Source organism: Collinsella sp. AM13-34 (assembly GCF_003473055.1).
Lineage (GTDB): Bacteria > Actinomycetota > Coriobacteriia > Coriobacteriales > Coriobacteriaceae > Collinsella.
Genome location: NZ_QRLE01000003.1, coordinates 25808 through 42890, shown reverse-complemented (window position 1 = coordinate 42890; position 17083 = coordinate 25808). Strand labels below are relative to the sequence as shown.

15 protein-coding genes and 2 tRNA genes are annotated in these 17083 nt (G+C 60.1%); 15 read left to right on the top strand and 2 right to left on the bottom strand.

Going from position 1 to position 17083, the window contains the following annotated elements:
* Positions 1-107: 107 nt before the first annotated feature.
* The 3 genes from argJ to DW151_RS01555 all read left to right on the top strand — a co-directional run bounded on the left by argJ (position 108) and on the right by DW151_RS01555 (position 3806).
* On the top strand, positions 108-1376 hold the full coding sequence (gene argJ / locus DW151_RS01565) for a bifunctional glutamate N-acetyltransferase/amino-acid acetyltransferase ArgJ (protein WP_199579871.1): 1269 nt from the start codon (positions 108-110) through the stop codon (positions 1374-1376).
* A gap of 81 nt (positions 1377-1457) precedes the next feature.
* A complete protein-coding gene (gene argB, locus DW151_RS01560; protein ID WP_118334112.1) occupies positions 1458-2438 on the top strand; it encodes an acetylglutamate kinase in 981 nt (326 codons plus the stop codon).
* Positions 2439-2507: 69 nt separating this feature from the next.
* Positions 2508-3806 carry an aminotransferase class III-fold pyridoxal phosphate-dependent enzyme gene (locus tag DW151_RS01555; protein ID WP_118334110.1) on the top strand — a complete coding sequence of 433 codons (1299 nt, stop codon included), beginning with the start codon at positions 2508-2510 and terminating at the stop codon, positions 3804-3806.
* A gap of 677 nt (positions 3807-4483) precedes the next feature.
* On the opposite strand, the gene DW151_RS01550 is transcribed toward DW151_RS01555, so the two are convergent.
* Positions 4484-4559, bottom strand: a tRNA-Val gene (locus DW151_RS01550).
* A gap of 57 nt (positions 4560-4616) precedes the next feature.
* Entirely contained in the window at positions 4617-6485 is a 1869-nt protein-coding gene (gene asnB, locus DW151_RS01545; RefSeq protein ID WP_118334109.1) for an asparagine synthase (glutamine-hydrolyzing), read from the bottom strand.
* 398 nt (positions 6486-6883) lie between these two features.
* On the opposite strand from asnB, the gene DW151_RS01540 reads away from it, so the two are divergent.
* The 12 genes from DW151_RS01540 to lysS all read left to right on the top strand — a co-directional run bounded on the left by DW151_RS01540 (position 6884) and on the right by lysS (position 16904).
* The gene (locus DW151_RS01540) at positions 6884-8401 is read left to right on the top strand and encodes a Mur ligase family protein (RefSeq protein ID WP_118334107.1); all 1518 of its coding nucleotides are present in this window, start codon (positions 6884-6886) and stop codon (positions 8399-8401) included.
* 126 nt (positions 8402-8527) lie between these two features.
* Positions 8528-9439, top strand: a complete 912-nt coding sequence (locus tag DW151_RS01535; protein WP_117563806.1) for an HAD family hydrolase — start codon at positions 8528-8530, stop codon at positions 9437-9439.
* 51 nt (positions 9440-9490) lie between these two features.
* The gene (gene murI, locus DW151_RS01530) at positions 9491-10375 is read left to right on the top strand and encodes a glutamate racemase (RefSeq protein WP_118334105.1); all 885 of its coding nucleotides are present in this window, start codon (positions 9491-9493) and stop codon (positions 10373-10375) included.
* 54 nt (positions 10376-10429) lie between these two features.
* Complete coding sequence (gene rph / locus DW151_RS01525) at positions 10430-11155, top strand: ribonuclease PH (RefSeq protein WP_117758663.1); 726 nt, start codon at positions 10430-10432, stop codon at positions 11153-11155.
* 143 nt (positions 11156-11298) lie between these two features.
* Positions 11299-11940 carry an RdgB/HAM1 family non-canonical purine NTP pyrophosphatase gene (gene rdgB / locus DW151_RS01520; RefSeq protein WP_022094898.1) on the top strand — a complete coding sequence of 214 codons (642 nt, stop codon included), beginning with the start codon at positions 11299-11301 and terminating at the stop codon, positions 11938-11940.
* A gap of 3 nt (positions 11941-11943) precedes the next feature.
* Positions 11944-12390 (top strand): D-aminoacyl-tRNA deacylase, encoded by a 447-nt coding sequence (dtd, locus tag DW151_RS01515; protein ID WP_089572532.1) that lies wholly within the window; start codon positions 11944-11946, stop codon positions 12388-12390.
* A 183-nt stretch (positions 12391-12573) separates the two neighbouring features.
* Entirely contained in the window at positions 12574-12870 is a 297-nt protein-coding gene (locus tag DW151_RS01510; RefSeq protein ID WP_006234957.1) for a Veg family protein, read from the top strand.
* Positions 12871-12872: 2 nt separating this feature from the next.
* Positions 12873-13769, top strand: coding sequence for a 4-(cytidine 5'-diphospho)-2-C-methyl-D-erythritol kinase (ispE, locus tag DW151_RS01505; RefSeq protein WP_118334104.1), 897 nt, complete (start codon positions 12873-12875; stop codon positions 13767-13769).
* Positions 13770-13818: 49 nt separating this feature from the next.
* A tRNA-Pro gene (locus DW151_RS01500) sits at positions 13819-13895 on the top strand.
* A 112-nt stretch (positions 13896-14007) separates the two neighbouring features.
* The gene (gene tatA / locus DW151_RS01495) at positions 14008-14283 is read left to right on the top strand and encodes a twin-arginine translocase TatA/TatE family subunit (RefSeq protein ID WP_022094895.1); all 276 of its coding nucleotides are present in this window, start codon (positions 14008-14010) and stop codon (positions 14281-14283) included.
* A 106-nt stretch (positions 14284-14389) separates the two neighbouring features.
* Positions 14390-14860 carry a transcription elongation factor GreA gene (greA, locus tag DW151_RS01490; protein ID WP_006234960.1) on the top strand — a complete coding sequence of 157 codons (471 nt, stop codon included), beginning with the start codon at positions 14390-14392 and terminating at the stop codon, positions 14858-14860.
* 79 nt (positions 14861-14939) lie between these two features.
* Positions 14940-16904: a lysine--tRNA ligase gene (gene lysS / locus DW151_RS01485; protein WP_118334102.1), complete on the top strand. Its 1965-nt coding sequence runs from the start codon at positions 14940-14942 to the stop codon at positions 16902-16904.
* Positions 16905-17083: the final 179 nt, after the last annotated feature.

Here is a 17083-nt window from a genome sequence, read left to right as displayed (position 1 = left end):
TCGGGCATCGAATGGGGCGCCACTCTTAAGCTGGTCTCATGATCACGACTGGCATGGCGCACCAACCGATGTCCGTTTTTTGTTTGACATAAGGAGTCATAAAGACGATGAATACCGAGCTGTTTGATATCAAGATTCGCGCCGTCGAGGGTGGCGTTACGGCTGCGGCTGGTTTTAAGGCTGCAGGCATCCACGCTGGGTTCCGCAAGAACCCCGAGCGTCTGGATTACGCGCTCGTCGTGCCCGATAAACCCTGTCCCGGTGCTGGCGTGTTTACCACCAATCGCTTTTGCGCGGCGCCCGTGCAGGTGAGCCGTGCCAACCTGGGCGGTACCGACAAGGGGTACGGTATCATCGCCGGCATTTCGGTCAACTCTGGCAATGCCAACGCCGCCACGGGTGAGACCGGCCTTGCATGCGCGCGCGAGACGTGCAGCATCGCATCGCAGGTCATCGGCTGCGAGCCTCAGCAGATTCTGATTGCCTCCACGGGTGTGATTGGCCAGATTCTGCCGATCGACACGTTTGAGACCGCCATTCCTGCTGCCTACGAGGCGCTCTCCGCCCACGGTGGCGCCGATGCCGCTCGCGCCATCATGACGACCGACACGCACTCCAAGGAGTACGCCGTGTCCTACGTCAGTGAGGCTGCGGGTCATGCGAGCAATGTCTATACGGTAGGCGGAATGTGCAAGGGCTCGGGTATGATCATGCCCAACATGGCCACCATGATCGCAGCTATCACCACCGATGCCCCCGTCGAGCCGGCGGCACTTCATGCCCTGCTGCTCTCGACCGTCAAGCAGACCTTTAACAAGGTAACGGTCGATTCCGACACCTCGACCAACGACACCTGCATCATGCTTGCCTCCGGTGCCGCTGCCGCAGATGCCGAGCCTATCGTCGAGGGCTCCGATGCTTTTGACGAGTTGGCATTTGCCGTGCACGAGGTGTGCGAGAGCCTGGCGCGCAATATTGCCGCCGATGGTGAGGGCGCATCCAAGCTTGTTACAGTCAACGTTACCGGCGCCGTGAACGACGAGGAGGCCGATATCGCCGCCCGTGCCGTTGCCAACTCGCCGCTCGTTAAGACCTGCATCGCCGGCCACGACTGCAACTGGGGCCGCGTTGCTATGGCGCTTGGCAAGTGCGGCGTGAAGTTTAATCAGGAAGACGTTTCCATCGACATGATGGGCATGCCTGTCTGTCGCGACGGTCTGACTGTTCCCTTTGACGAGGACGAGGCTCTACGACGTTTCGAGGCGCCCGAGATCGTGATCTCGGCCGACCTGGGCGCAGGCGACGCGGCAACGACCGTGTGGACCTGCGACCTCACGCATGAGTACATCTCCATCAACGGCGACTACCGTTCCTAGATTCCGGGCACGCTGCGCATCTTGCCGCGATTGCGGACAGCGGAGCACGGCGCGATAACGATATGAAAGACGAGGCAGATTATGAAATTCGCACGCGATTGTCGTTCGAGCGAATCCAACGAAGCAACCGCGCAGCTGCTGTTCGAAGCGCTGCCGTGGATTAAGAACCTGACCGGCAAGACGGTTGTTATCAAATATGGCGGAGCCGCCATGGTTGATGAGCAGCTGCGCCGCGACGTGATGAGCGACATCGTTTTGCTCAAGATCATCGGTATGCGCCCCGTCATCGTGCACGGCGGCGGCAAGGCTATTAACGAGGCGCTGAGCCATTACGATATTCCCGTCGAGTTTAAGAACGGCCAGCGCGTGACCACGCCGGCGACGATGGATATCGTGCGCGAGGTGCTGGGCGGCAAGGTTAACCAGGAGCTGGTTGCTGCCATCAACCACCACGGCAACCTGGCCGTGGGCGTGTCGGGCAGCGATGCCGGCACGCTCATCGCCGAGCCGCTCGACCCCGAGCTCGGTCGCGTGGGCAAAGTGACGCACGTCAACACCGACTATATCGAGCGCTTACTCGATAGCGAGTACATCCCCGTCATCGCTACCGTCGCGGCGGGGGAGGACGGCGGTTTCTTCAACATCAACGCCGATACCGCCGCCGGTGCCGTTGCGGCAGCGCTCCACGCGCACAAGGCGATCTTTTTGACCGACGTCGACGGCCTGTACAAGGACTTTAGCGATAAAGACTCACTCATCTCCAACCTAACACTCGACGAGGTTAACGAAATGCTCTACGGCGGCGAGGTCGATAAGGGCATGATTCCCAAGCTGCACGCGGCCGTCGATGCGCTTGCCGGCGGCGTATTTCGCGCTCACATCATCAACGGCACCACGCCGCATTCGCTGCTGCTGGAGCTGCTGACCGATGCCGGCGTCGGCACCGTGATCCATTCCACCGAGACGGCTTACGAGTTCGATACGCATCCGCATCCGCTTTCGACGTTTGCTGCGCGTCTGACCGAGAACCTCGACGAGGTCGAGAAGCTTCAGACGGTCTAACTGACCCTCAGCCGCCCCATTTCTGCACCCATAGGCCTGCGCCGTCCGGCGCTCAACGAAAGGCATCCCATGTCACTTGCAGCTCAGCAATCGCTTGAATCCCATTACGTTATGCATACCTTTGGCCGCTCTCCGGTCGAGCTTGTCGAGGGTCACGGCATGAAGCTCACCGGCGACGATGGTCGTGAGTACCTCGACTTTCTTGCCGGCATCGGCGTGTGCAGCCTAGGTCATGGCGACCCGGCTGTGCTCTCGGCGCTCGAGGCACAGACCAAAAAGCTCATGCATGTCTCCAATTACTTCTACATCGAGCAGCGTGGACAGGTCGCGGCGCTGCTGTCCAAGCTTGCTAACGACGACGTAGATGGTGCGCGCGTGCTTGCCGATGCCATTGTCGCCGGCGATGAGACCACGGCAGCTGCTCTTGGTGCCCCGGCTGCGGATGAGCAGGTTTGGGAGACCTTCTTTGCCAACTCCGGCGCCGAGGCCAACGAGGGCTCGATGAAGCTCGCGCGCCTGTACGCCAAGCGTGCCGGTAACGGCGGCAACACCATCGTGTGCATGCGCGGCGGCTTCCATGGCCGCACGCTCGAGACTATTGCCGCCACCATGCAGGATTGGTTGCAGGACAGTTTCCGCCCGCTGCCGGGCGGCTTTGTGGCATGCACGCCCAACGATGTTGATGAACTGCGCGCAATCTTTAAGCAGCTCGGAAGCGAGATCTGCGCCGTGATGCTCGAGCCGATTCAGGGCGAGAGCGGTGTGCACCCCATGACCGAGGAGTTTATGGCAGCGGCGCGCGACTTGGCGCACGAGGTGGGCGCCGTGCTTATCGCCGACGAGGTCCAGTGTGGCATCTTCCGTTCCGGCAAGCCGTTTGCGTTCCAGACCTATGGCGTGGAGCCCGACATCATGAGCCTTGCCAAGGGTATTGCCGACGGCGTGCCCATGGGCGCTGTGGTGGCAAAGAAGGGTATTGCCGACGTCTTTAAGCCCGGCGATCATGGTTCGACCTTTGGCGGTAGCTGCTTGGCAGTCGCGGCGTGCGCCGCGACGCTCTCCGCGCTTGTGCGCGGCGACTACGCAGAACATGCCGCCAAGGTGAGTGCCTATATGGAGGCAAAGCTCGCCAAGTTACCGCACGTTACCGAGGTGCGCGGCCGCGGCTTGATGCTCGGCTGCGACCTGGATGACGCTGCGGGCGATGCGCATGACATTGTTGCCCGAGCGCTGGAGGCCGGTGCCGTGATTAACGCGACCGGAGCTCATACGTTGCGTTTCCTGCCGCCACTCGTGTGCGAAGAGGCCGATGTGGACAGCCTAATCGAGATTCTGGCGGGTGTTTTGGCTTGGCACCATCAGGCATAGCAATTTGGGACGGGTTCCAGACCGTCACGTGCCGGTCGGCGCATGATTGGGCGAACTGGAGCCCGTTTTGCTATCGATTTACCATGGCTGGGATAGGCCGTGTGCAAAAAGTGGCAAATATGAGTATGGGTACTAACTTCGTAACATATAAATTAGGCACTTTTAGATGAGTTGGGCCACATATGTCCAGTTTTGTAGTTAGCAAATTGGCTTAACTGGACTATCGATCGTCGTTCTAATGCCGGATTTGCCTTTTATGACTTCGAAAACGCTGCTACTAAAAAGGTAGCAGTACTCATATTTGGCATTTTTTGCACACGGGTATTCGCCAAGGGTCCATTTCGCCGCCCGCTCCCCGCTTCGTTCCTCGCGTGCTGCGCTGGAAAACGCTTCGCGTTTCCTCAGCTCCGCACCCTTGCGGGTTCGAATCCCTCTGCACTGGGCACAAAAAAGAAAGGCCCCCATCGCTGGGAGCCTTTTCAATCAAGTGGTGGGCGATGAGGGATGTCCGCGTGCGGCTGGCGCCGCCCGCGCCCCGCTTCGTCGCTTCGCTCCTCGCGTGCTGCGCTGGAAAACGCTTGTGCGTTTCCTCAGCTCCGCACCCTGGCGGGTTCGAATCCCTCTGCACGGGGCCCAAAAAGGAAAGGCTCCCATCGCTGGGAGCCTTTTCAATCAAGTGGTGGGCGATGAGGGATTCGAACCCCCAGCCTTGTGCGTGTAAAGCACCTGCGCTAACCGTTGCGCCAATCGCCCGCAGGGATTGAGTATAGCGGAAACCCTGCGCTGTTCATCGCTAATTCATAACGAAACTTACGCGGCGACTTCGGCGCCCTTGTCCTCGTCGATAAAGAAGCGCTTGTACCAGATGAGGAACGTCAGCGTGGTATAGATCTTACGCTGGTTGAGCGCGCGACCCTCAAAGTGATCGTCAAGCAGTTTCATGAGCGCATCGGTGTCAAAGAAATCAGCAGCCCACGATGCGGTGAAGTATTCCTTTACGTAGTCGTAGTACTTTTGCTCGCGTAGCCAGAACTTGACCGGTACGGGGAAGCCCACCTTCTTGCGCGTTGCCCACTCGTCGGGCAGCGTGCGGTTGGCAGCGTGACGCAGGACGAGCTTGCAGCCTTCTTCGTTAACACGGTAGTTGGCGGGAATGTGCTCGGCAAACTCCATGACCTTCTTGTCCAGGAACGGAACGCGGAGCTCCAGAGAATGCGCCATGCACATCTTGTCGGCCTTGAGCAGAATGTCGCCCGGCAGCCACATGTTCATATCCAGATACTGTTTCTTGGAAAGCTCGCAGCAGTTGGGAACCTGCTTGTAGTACTCGGCGCACATCTCGGCGGCGTTCTTGCCGGTGTCATAAGCGGGCTTGAGCACCTCGTCGACCTCGGAGGGATCGAACACCTTTGCCTGGCCCACATACCAGCGCTCGGGAACCTCGGCGCACTTGGTCAGAAAGTTGTGGCCCTTAAAGTAAGGGAGATGCTGAACGAGTGAGCCCAGGGCGCGACGCACGCCGAGCGGCACGCGCTTCTTGAAGGAGCGCATCTGAGGGGTGTCCTCGTACCACTCGTAGCCGGCGAACAGCTCGTCTGCACCCTCGCCCGATAGGACCACGGTGACTTCCTTGGCTGCCATCTGGGCCAGATAGTACAGTGGCACGCTCGAGAGGTTCGATTGCGGCTCGTCCATGTGATACTGGATGTCGGGCAGCGTGTCGAAGAACTCGTCGGCGGTGATCATCTTGCGCACGTTCTTGATGCCCAGTTTGTCAGAAAGCTCGGCGGCGTAGTTGGTCTCGTTGAAGTTCTTGTAATCGAAGCCGACAGAATACGTGGTGTCGGGCATGAGACAGGCGGCAATGTAGCTGGAGTCTACGCCGCCAGAAAGGAACGAGCCCACCTTAACATCGGCAATTCGGTGCGCAGCGACGCTTTCGTGCACGACCTTGTCGCACTCGTCTACGTACTCCTCGAAGGTCTTGGAGTTGTCGTCGGTAAAGTCGCAGCTCCAGTAACGCTTGATGTCCATGGTGTTGGTCGTCAGGTCATACGTAAAGCAATGCGCCGGGGCAAGCTTGAACACGCCCTTAAAGAAGGTCTCCTCCGTGGCGGGGAATTGCAGCGTCAGGTAGGGGCGCAGCGCGTCGTGGTTGACAGCCTTCTCAAACTTGGGATGGTCCAGGAAGCTCTTGATCTCGGAGCCAAACAGCAGCGAGCCATCGGATGCCTGGTAGTAATAGAACGGCTTGATACCAAAGATGTCACGAGCACCAAAGAGTTTGTTCTTGTTCTGGTCGTGAATCACGAACGCGTACATGCCGCGCAGGCGGTTGACCAGGTCCTCGCCCCACTCCTCGTAACCGTGTACCAGGACCTCGGTATCAGCGTTGCAGTGGAAGGCGTAGCCGGCTGCCTCCAGCTCGGCGCGAAGCTCCTGGAAGTTGTAGATCTCTCCGTTGAAGACAATCGTGACCTTGCCGTCGTCGCTCGACATGGGCTGAGCTCCAGCTTCGGAAAGATCAAGAATCGAAAGACGACGGAAGCCAAGGGCAACGTTGTCGACGATATGCTGGCCGCCCATATCGGGGCCACGGTGGATGATGCGATTCATCATGGCCGTGAGAACCAGCTCACTCTGTTCATCTGTACCGGTAAAACCGACAAAACCGCACATGCAAGATCCTTTCTGCTGACGGCTCAGGTGTACTGCCGCGAGGATTGCGGTAGCTGATGTCAAATAATCTTTACTATCATGCCAATCTTTTGTTTCGTGATAGGGCATAAGCGCCGAGCGAACCGAAAAAACCACGTCCCGATCTTCAGACGAAGCGGCGGGCCGTGGTTGCGAACGCGATGTTAAAGAATGGCACCCAGATTTCCTTGTTTTTACACGGGGTGAACACCGCTGCCATTTATTGACCCAGGGCACAGTCCATGCATTTTTTTAGAAGGCTGCAGTGCGCGCAAGGTCAGGTGGCATATTAGGATGGTTGATAATGCAGGGACGCGACCGGATTCATCCGAGACGGTTTTTGCTCTTTTAAGGTTAGGTTTAGCGAGAGAGGTCGTTATATGTCGGGTACGACGCAGGAGAAGCTGGCTTTGATGCGCTATGTGGAGCTGCTCGAGGCCGAGGCCCTTGTTGTTTCCAAGCCGGATGCTCTATACGACCAGCGCATCGAGTTTGCGACCGACGACTCGCGCCAGGTGCGTCCGGGCACATTGTTTGTCTGTAAGGGCCGCGCGTTCAAACGCGAGTATCTGATCTCGGCGATTGCCGAAGGCGCCGTGGCGTACGTGTCCGAGGTCGATTACGACGTCGATATTCCTGCTGTGATCGTCAACGATATCCGCCGTACGCTCGCTGTGGTGGCGGACGCCTATTACGGTCATCCCTCGGGCAAGGTGAAGGTCTGCGCTTTTACGGGCACCAAGGGCAAGTCGACCTGCAGCTTTTATCTGCGTGGCATTCTTGCCAACGAGGCTAAGCTCACGGGTTGTCATCGACCTGCCCTCAACACGGGTATCGAGTTCGATGACGGTATCGAGACCGGTCCTTCCAAGCTGACGACCCCCGAGTCCTTCCTTTTGCAGTCGCGTATCGCACATGCCGCCGAGGCGGGCGCTCCGTGGCTGGTCATGGAGGCGTCGAGCCAGGGCCTCAAATACCAGCGTACGGGCAAGATTACCCTTGAAGTGGGCGCCTTTACCAATATCGGTGAGGACCACATTTCGCCGATTGAGCACCCCACGCTCGAGGATTACTTTGCTAGCAAGCTCAAGATTTTTTTGCAGAGCCGTTTTGCCGTGGTCAACCTCGATATGGACCACGTCGATCGTGTGCTCGAGGCGGCGTCCCGCTGCGAGCGTACGGTAACGTTCTCGCTGACCGACGAGCGTGCCGACGTGCTTGCGCTGGCGATTCGTAACGGCGATTGCGGCGTGGTTGCCACGGTCCGCACGCCGCGCTTTACGCGTGACATCGTGATTCCCACGCCCGTCAAGTTCAACGTGTCCAATGCGCTTGCCGCCATTGCCTGCGCCGAGGCCCTGGGCATTTCCGAAGAGGGGATCGTCCACGGCTTTGAGGGCGTCTTCGTTCCCGGCCGCATGGAGCTCTATCCGTCCGTATCGGGCAAAATCTTGGGCGTCGTTGACTTTGCGCACAACGGCATGAGCCTCGAGACGCTTTTGCGCGACCTGCGCGAGAACTATCCCGAGCGCGAGCTGGCGGTTGTCTTTGGCGCAACGGGTGGCAAGGGTGTCGATCGCCGCACCACGATGGGTATTGCCGCCGGCAAGTATGCCGACCGAATCGTGATTACCGAGGATGACCCCGGTCCCGAGGATGTCGAGGACATTTGCGCCGAGATTGCGCGCAATGTCCAGGCGCAGGGAAACGATAACTGGCAGATTGTGACCGACCGCACCGCCGCTATCGAGGCGGCCGTGCGCGAAACCGAGCGCCCCGCTGTGGTTATCGTGACCGGCAAGGGCGAGGAGGAGTGCATGCTGCGCAAGAACGGACCCGAGCCCTGCGAGCGCGATGGCTTGGTTCTCAAGCGCATCCTTGCGGCGTACGACGCCTAAACGCTGCCGCCTTTAGGATGGCGTTTGCGGACCCCGGCGTCTGATGATGCAATGCCTTCCAAGCGTGCTTGCCTTAGGGAAAACACGCTATCAAGATTAAACCTCTTCTACGTAAACGGAGTAACCATGTCCCACAACACCTTGCCGACCGTTGCCGAGCTTTCGGGCGAGATGCGCGAGCGCTTGGCCAAGGTCAAGTACGTCTTTACCGACCTGGATGCCACGATGCTCGCACCCGGCTCGTGCGTGCTGTGCGACAACGACGGCAACCCCTCGACCAAACTCGTCGAGGCCGTCGTGGCACTTGCCCGCGCTGGTATTCAGGTGGTTCCCACCTCGGGCCGCAACCGTACCATGATCCACGAGGACGCGCGCGTGCTCGGCCTCAACTCTTACATTGGTGAGATGGGCGGCCTGGTCATGTACGACCTCAAAGCCAACGATTGGGAGTATCTGACTGGCGACATGCCTTACGACCCCGTCTGCGGCCTTACTCCGCACCAGGTGATCGAGCAGACCGGCGTGTGCGAGAAGATCCTCGCCCGCTGGCCGCACAAGATCGAGTATCACAACGACATGTCGACCGGCTACAAGTACCGCGAGGTCACCGTCGGCATGCGCGGCGATGTGCCCGACGATGAGGTCCAGGCCATCCTCGACGAGGCCGGCTGCGGCCTGGTGTGGGCCTGTAACGGTCACCTGACGCATCTGTCCAAGCCGACGACGCTCGAGCTCGATCGCGTCGAGGACGGTCGCGCGTTCAACATCAACCCCGCGGGTCTCAACAAAGGCGTCGCCATTGCGCGCTTCTGCGAGCACCTGGGGATCGAGCGCGAGGAGACGCTCGCGCTCGGCGACTCCGAGTCCGACTTCTACATGGCCGATCACGTGGGCACGTTCTGTCTGGTCGAGAATGGCCTGACGAGCGCCGGCGCGCCCGAGTTCCTGGCTGCTTGCGAGAACGCTTTCGTTACGCGCGGCAAAATTGTCGACGGTTGGGCGGCGACGGCAGAGCTGCTGGTCGCGGCGCGTTCGTAGCGCGGCGTCGCCGCACTTGGATATGTCTTTTCGAGAGAGACTGGTGAGGTAATGTCCGATATCGAGAATCCGACAGGCGACACGCGCCCGATTGGCGTGTTCGATTCTGGTTTGGGCGGTCTGACGGTTGCGCGCGCCATCGCGACGGTGCTGCCGCGCGAGTCCGTCTACTACTTCGGCGACACCAAACGCTGCCCCTACGGCACGCGCACCGAGGATGAGGTGCGCTCGTTTGCGTTGCAGGCGGGCCGTTGGCTGTCGAAGCACGACGTCAAGATTATGGTCATCGCCTGCAACACGGCGACAGCTGCGGCCTTGCGTCTGGCCCAGCAGGTGCTCGACGTTCCCGTGATCGGCGTGATCGCGCCGGGTGCCCGTGCGGCAATCAACAGCACCCGCACGCGTCGCGTGGGCGTGCTCGCCACCAACCTCACCATTCGCTCGGGCGCTTACACGCGCGCCATTCAGGACCTAGATGCCGGCGTCGACGTATACGGCTGCCCCGCCTCGAGCTTTGTCGAGGTTGTCGAACACGAGCTCGCCTCGGGTGCGCATCTGCAAGAGCAGTGGCTTGAGAACGAGGACATCTTCGATACGCCTGCCGTGCGTGCGCTGGTGGGTGCCACGGTTGAGCCACTGCGCGACCACGGTATCGATACCGTGGTGCTCGGCTGTACGCATTTTCCGCTGTTGGTGGGACCTATCCGCCATGCGCTGGGGTCTGGGGTGCGCGTCGTGAGTTCCGCCGAGGAGACCACACGAGAGCTGACCGATATCCTCACGCGCCGCGAGCAGCTGGCGGGTGACGCCGCCGAGCCGCAGCATCGTTTTGCCACGACGGCCGATAACATTGCCGAGTTTGCGGTGGCGGGCAGCTTTATCTTTGGTCAGCCGCTCAAGAGCATTGAGCATATCGATATCGATGAGCTGAAATAGATGTAAGGCCGCCGTCAGAGCCTTCGCCACACCTTTTGCCGAAAGGATTTTTCTATGGAGTACATGCAGGTCAACCGCGCCAACGGTCGCGCCGCCAACGAGTTGCGCCCCGTTAAGCTCACCCGTGGCGTCATGAAGCACGCCCACGGCTCGTGTTTTGCCGAGTTCGGTGACACGCGCGTGCTTTGTGCCGCCACCATCGAGGAGGGCGTGCCGGGCTGGCGCAAGGGTGCCAAGGCCGGTTGGGTAACCGCAGAGTATGCCATGCTGCCGGCATCGACCGGCAAGCGCTGCAAGCGCGAGCACGCCAACCGCAAGGGCCGCTCCATGGAGATTGAGCGCCTCATTGGCCGCAGCCTGCGTACCGTCGTCAACATGAAGGCGCTCGGCGAGTACACCGTTACCGTCGACTGCGATGTGATCCAGGCGGATGGCGGCACGCGTACGGCGAGCATTACCGGTGCCTGGGTGGCGCTGCACGACGCCCTTGCTATGTGGGTCGAGGCCGGCAAGATCGAGCGCATCCCGCTCACGGGCCAGGTTGCTGCCATCTCTATGGGCGTTGTCGACGGCAATACGCTGCTTGACCTCGATTATTCCGAGGACAGCCATGCCGAAGTCGACATGAACCTCGTCGCCACCGACACCGGTGAGATGATCGAGCTCCAGGGCACCGGCGAGCAGGCGCCCTTTGACCGTAAGCGCCTCAACGCCCTGCTCGACCTGGGCGACAAAGGCATCGCCGAGCTCATCGAGCTCCAGCGCCAGGCCCTCGCCTAACCTGCCAAAAAGGGACAGGTTTATTTTGGCAGGTTTTATCTGGGAAAACGTCGAAGTATAAGACTGCCGTTGATTGAGAGGGGAGAGGCGGAGGCCCTCGTTGCCCTCGGCGCGGCATTGCTATAGAGACAAGGAGACCACTCATGGCACTTGAGAAGATCGACATCGACACCCTCGACCCGGCGGCGACCATTGTCGTGGCAACGGGCAACGCCCATAAGCTCACCGAGATCGAGGCCATTTTGGGCAAGGTCATGCCCGAGGTTCGCTTTGTGGCGCTCGGCCAGCTGGGCGATTTTGAGGACCCCGAGGAAAACGGCACGACGTTTTTGGAGAACGCCATCATCAAGGCGCAGGCTGCCGTCGAAGAGACGGGGCTCATGGCCATTGCCGACGATTCGGGCTTGGTCGTCGACGCGCTTGACGGCGAGCCGGGCGTGTATAGCGCGCGCTATGCGGGCGTGCACGGAGACGATGCCGCCAACAACGCCAAGCTTCTCGTTAACCTGGAAGGCGTGGCGGACGAGGACCGCACCGCGCGCTTTATGAGCGTCGTTGCGCTTATCGACACGGATGGTCTGGTCACCTATGGCGAGGGCGCCTGCGAGGGCGTTATCGCACACGAGGGCCGCGGCGATCACGGCTTTGGCTATGACCCGCTATTCCTGCCGGTCGACACGCCGGGCAAGACCATGGCCGAGCTGACGGCGGACGAGAAGAACGCCATCAGCCATCGTTTCCACGCGCTCGAGCATCTGTCCGCCAAACTGACGGGCGAGGAGTAGGCCGTGCGTGCGGTGGTGCAGCGCGTACTCAACGCCGGCGTGACGGTCGACGGCGAGTGCGTGGGCAAAATTGGGCGCGGCTATCTGGTGCTGCTGGGCGTGGGCCACGGCGACACGCGCGCCGAGGCCGATAAGCTGTGGGGCAAGCTCCGGGGCTTGCGCATCAACGAGGACGAGAACGGCAAGACCAACCTGGCACTTGCCGATGTCGACGGCGAGGTGCTCGTGGTGTCGCAGTTCACGCTGTTCGCTGACTGCCGCCACGGTCGCCGTCCGTCGTTTACCGATGCAGGCGCGCCCGATGTTGCCAACGAGCTCTACGAGTACTTCCTGACGCTCGTTCGTCAAGATGTCGAACACGTGGCGCACGGCATCTTTGGCGCCGATATGAAAGTCGACTTGGTCAACGACGGCCCATTCACCATCGTCTTGGACACGGACAACCTTTAGGTTACGCGGTTTTACCAAACCGCGTAACAACTGGTCATGCGAGGTTGTCGTCTGGTACGTATTTGGGACGGGGTTTATTTAGCTACTTGCATATGGCGGCAGCAGGGTGCTATAGTATTAGAGTTTTGTCTATCTTAGGGGTATTATCCCCTTTTTGAATTGCACCTTCTGGAGGCCCTGTTCATGGAAGAGATGGAAGTCAATCACGTCGACGACATCCACGAGAAGCTGACCGATATGGTGGGCGATCGCGTCAAGGTGAAGGCCAACATGGGCCGCACCCGCGTCGTCGAGCGCATGGGCACCATCAAGAGCGTCCACCCCGCCGTCTTTATCGTCGAGGTTGACGAACGTCGCGGCCGCAAGTCGCGTCAGTCCTACCAGTATATCGATGTCCTCACCGGGCAGGTCGAGCTGTTCGACCCCGAGAGCGGTGAGCACATTTTTACCCCGCTCGGCAATCAGCTCGAGGAGCACTAACGGTGACCGATCGGTCCCTGACTCTTTCCGCGCCGGCAAAGATTAACCTCTACCTGGGGGTTCATACCGAGCGCGATGACCGCGGCTACCACAGGGTCGATTCCCTGATGGCAGCCGTCGGTCTTTCCGATTCCGTGACGGTCGCGCCGGCGCAGGCGCTGACCGTCCAGACGGTTCCGGCATCAGATTTTCCCATGCAAAAGAATACGGCGTATCGGGCTGCGGTTGCTATGGCCGAGCATTATGGTCGCGAGGCAAACATCTGCGTGACGATTGAGAAGCGCATTCCATTGTGCGCCGGCTTGGGCGGCCCCTCGACGGATGCGGCCGCGGTCATTGTCGCCTTGGCGGAGCTCTGGGGAATTGATCGCACCGACCCCGCGCTCGACGACATTGCGCGGGGTATTGGTGCTGACGTTCCCTTCTTTTTGCATGCCAGCCCAGCATTTTACGTGGGTGGGGGAGACGTGCTGGCCACCGAGTACCCCGCACTACCCGCGACGCCCGTCGTGCTGGTCAAGCCGCGCGAGGCAAGCGTTTCAACAATTGAAGCCTATCGACGTTTTGACGAGGCTCCGGTGCCTGCAGACAAGCCCGGCGCGATAGCTTCTGCCTTGCATGCTGGTGATGCCGAGACGGCATATGCGCTCATCCATAACAACCTAGGTGTCATTTCCGCACAGATGGAGCCGCAGATTCAAATGGTTCTCGATTGGCTGCGTAAACAGGACGGCACCGTTGCTGTAGATGTGTGCGGATCGGGTGCCTGCTCATTTGCCATTTGCGACACCGCCGCCACGGCCGAAAGGCTTGCCGACGCTGCCCTGCAAAACGGCTGGTGGTCCTGCGCGACGGAGCTCATTCCCAACACGGTTCGCATCGAAGTGCCAAAGAAGTAAAAATTTCTCTAGCACACGACGGAAATCTTTGTTACTATAGTCGAGCTAACGGGTTGTGGCTCAGTTTGGTAGAGCACTGCGTTCGGGACGCAGGGGTCGCTGGTTCAAATCCAGTCAACCCGACCAGAGCATGAGGAGGGACCGCTTCTTGCGGTCCCTTTTTTTAGCTATTGTTGTGATACCGCGATACCCGCGGTATACTCATTCGAGCTTGTCTCGCTGTATTGTGGAGGTCTACATGTTTGGACTGAGGGCTCCTGAGCTCATCATTATTCTCGTCGTTGTCCTGATTATCTTCGGGCCCAAGAACCTGCCGAAGCTCGGCAAGTCCCTCGGCTCTACCGTCAAGAATATCCGCGAGGGTATGGAGGGCGACGATAAGGCCGAGACCAAGCAGGCCGAGGAGGTCGTGGTCGAGCAGTCCGAGGAGGACAAGGAGATCGCTGAGCTCGAGGCCAAGCTCGCTGCTGCCAAGAAGAAGCAGGCAGAGGACAGCGACGCGGACGCAGAGTAGTCCCATCCCTTTGGGGTGAGCACCTGACCGGCTTGCCCGCAGGCTAGCCGGTCTTTTTCGTTTTGTTGACAGTTGATTGTTTGATCAGAGTTGGGGAGATATCCGTATGGACGCAAGCCAGATCGTACTGACCGCTGAGGGCCGCCAGAAGCTCGTCGAGGAGCTCGCTTGGCGTGAGGGCGATTACGCCAAGGAGATCGTCGAGGACATCAAGGAAGCCCGCGCGTTCGGCGACCTTTCGGAGAACTCCGAGTACGATGCCGCCAAGGACAAGCAGGCCCAGAACGCCGCTCGTATTGCCGAGATCCAGGCCATCCTTGCCAACGCTCAGGTTGCTGCCACCACAGGTGATCTGACCGTCTCCATCGGTTCCACCGTTTCTCTGATTGATCCCAACGGTGAGGTCATGGAAGTCACGCTCGTCGGTACCACCGAGACCAACTCGCTCGAGCACAAGATTTCCAACGAGTCTCCGGTCGGCCACGCCATCATCGGTCACGGCGAGGGCGACTCCGTCGAGGTCGTTACGCCTTCCGGCAAGACTCGCGTCTACACCATCGCCAAGATTGCACGCTAGACCACGGTCCCGCGTAAAGGTATGTTTTCGCTCCCTGGGACCGAATCCTGGGGAGCGTTTTAGTTTGAGGAGCTAACTTATGGCAGAGAACCAGAACGCCGCAGATCAGGCATCGACGCTCAACGACGAGCGCGCCACCCGCCTGGCCAAGCGCGCCGCCCTGTTCGAGGCGGGCCAGAACCCCTATCCCGAGCACTCTGAGCTTGAGGACTACGTTGCCGATATCGAGGCTAAGTACGCCGAGCTTGCCGATGGCGAGGACACCGAGGACGTCGTGAAGATCGCCGGCCGCGTGGTCGCCAAGCGCGGTCAGGGCAAGATCATGTTCATCGTCGTGCGCGATGCGACTGCCGAGATTCAGCTGTTCTGCCGCATCAACGACATGGACGAGGCTGCCTGGAATACGCTCAAGTCCCTCGACCTGGGCGACATCTTGGGCGTGACCGGCGTGGTTGTGCGCACCCAGCGCGGCCAGCTTTCCGTTGCCCCTAAGAGCGCGACCCTGCTTTCCAAGGCCGTTCGTCCGCTGCCCGAGAAGTTCCACGGTCTTTCCGACAAGGAGACCCGCTATCGCCAGCGCTATGTCGACCTGATCGCCAACGACGACGTTCGCGAGACCTTCCGTAAGCGTTCGCAGATTCTCTCCACCTTCCGTCGCTTTATGGAGTCCGACGGCTACATGGAGGTCGAGACCCCCATCCTGCAGACCATCCAGGGTGGTGCCACGGCCAAGCCGTTCATTACCCACTTCAACGCGCTCGATCAGGAGTGCTACCTGCGTATTGCCACCGAGCTGCACCTCAAGCGCTGCATCGTCGGTGGTTTTGAGCGCGTGTTCGAGATCGGCCGTATCTTCCGTAACGAGGGCATGGACCTTACCCACAATCCCGAGTTCACCACGATGGAGGCCTACCGTGCCTTCTCCGACCTCGAGGGTATGAAGGCGCTCGCCCAGGGTGTCATTAAGGCGGCTAACAAGGCCATCGGCAACCCCGAGGTCATCGAGTACCAGGGCCAGACCATCGACCTTTCTGGTGAGTGGGCCAGCCGTCCCATGACCGACATCGTCTCCGACGTGCTCGGCAAGCAGGTCACCATTGACACGCCGGTCGAGGAGCTTGCTGCCGCCGCGCGCGAGAAGGGCCTGGAGATTAAGCCCGAGTGGACCGCCGGCAAGATTATCGCCGAGATTTACGATGAGCTGGGCGAGGACACCATCGTCAACCCCACGTTCGTGTGCGATTACCCCATCGAGGTCAGCCCGCTTGCCAAGCGCTTTGAGGACGACCCGCGTCTGACGCACCGCTTTGAGCTGGTTATTGCCGGTCACGAGTACGCCAACGCGTTCTCCGAGCTCAACGACCCGGTCGACCAGGCTGAGCGCTTTGCTGCCCAGATGGCCGAGAAGGCCGGCGGCGACGACGAGGCCATGGAGTATGACGAGGACTACGTGCGCGCCCTCGAGTACGGTATGCCTCCCGCGGGCGGCATCGGCATCGGCATCGACCGCGTGGTCATGCTGCTCACCAACCAGGCTTCCATCCGCGACGTGCTGCTGTTCCCGCACATGAAGCCCGAGAAGGGTTTCCAGTCCGGTGCCGCTGCCGCCAAGGCTGCCGAGGCCGGCAACGCCGCGAGCCCCTTCGTCAAGCCGCTCAAGCCCACGGTTGATTATTCCAAGATTGCCGTCGAGCCGCTGTTTGAGGAGTTCGTCGACTTTGATACCTTCTCCAAGAGCGACTTCCGCGCCGTGAAGGTCAAGGCATGCGAGGCCGTCAAGAAGTCCAAGAAGCTGCTGAACTTTACGCTCGACGACGGTACCGGTACCGACCGCACCATCCTTTCCGGCATCCATGAATACTATGAGCCCGAGGACTTGGTCGGCAAGACCCTGCTCGCCATCACCAACCTTCCTCCGCGCAAGATGATGGGCATTCCCAGCTGCGGCATGCTGATCAGCGCTATTCACGAGGAGGAGGGCGAGGAGCGCCTCAATCTGATTCAGCTCGACGCTTCCATCCCCGCCGGCGCAAAGATGTGCTAACTAGTTACGCGGTTCTACGAACCGCGTAACGGCTCGACGCTGCGCGCCGCCCAGGGCGACAATTTGTCATTCAAAAGGTAAGGCATGACCAGAAGGTCTATGTCTTGCCTTTTTCATGCCAACTTGTTCGCCCTGGACGTCGCTCGCTGTCCGTCCTCTACCTGCGGCGTTGCCTTGGT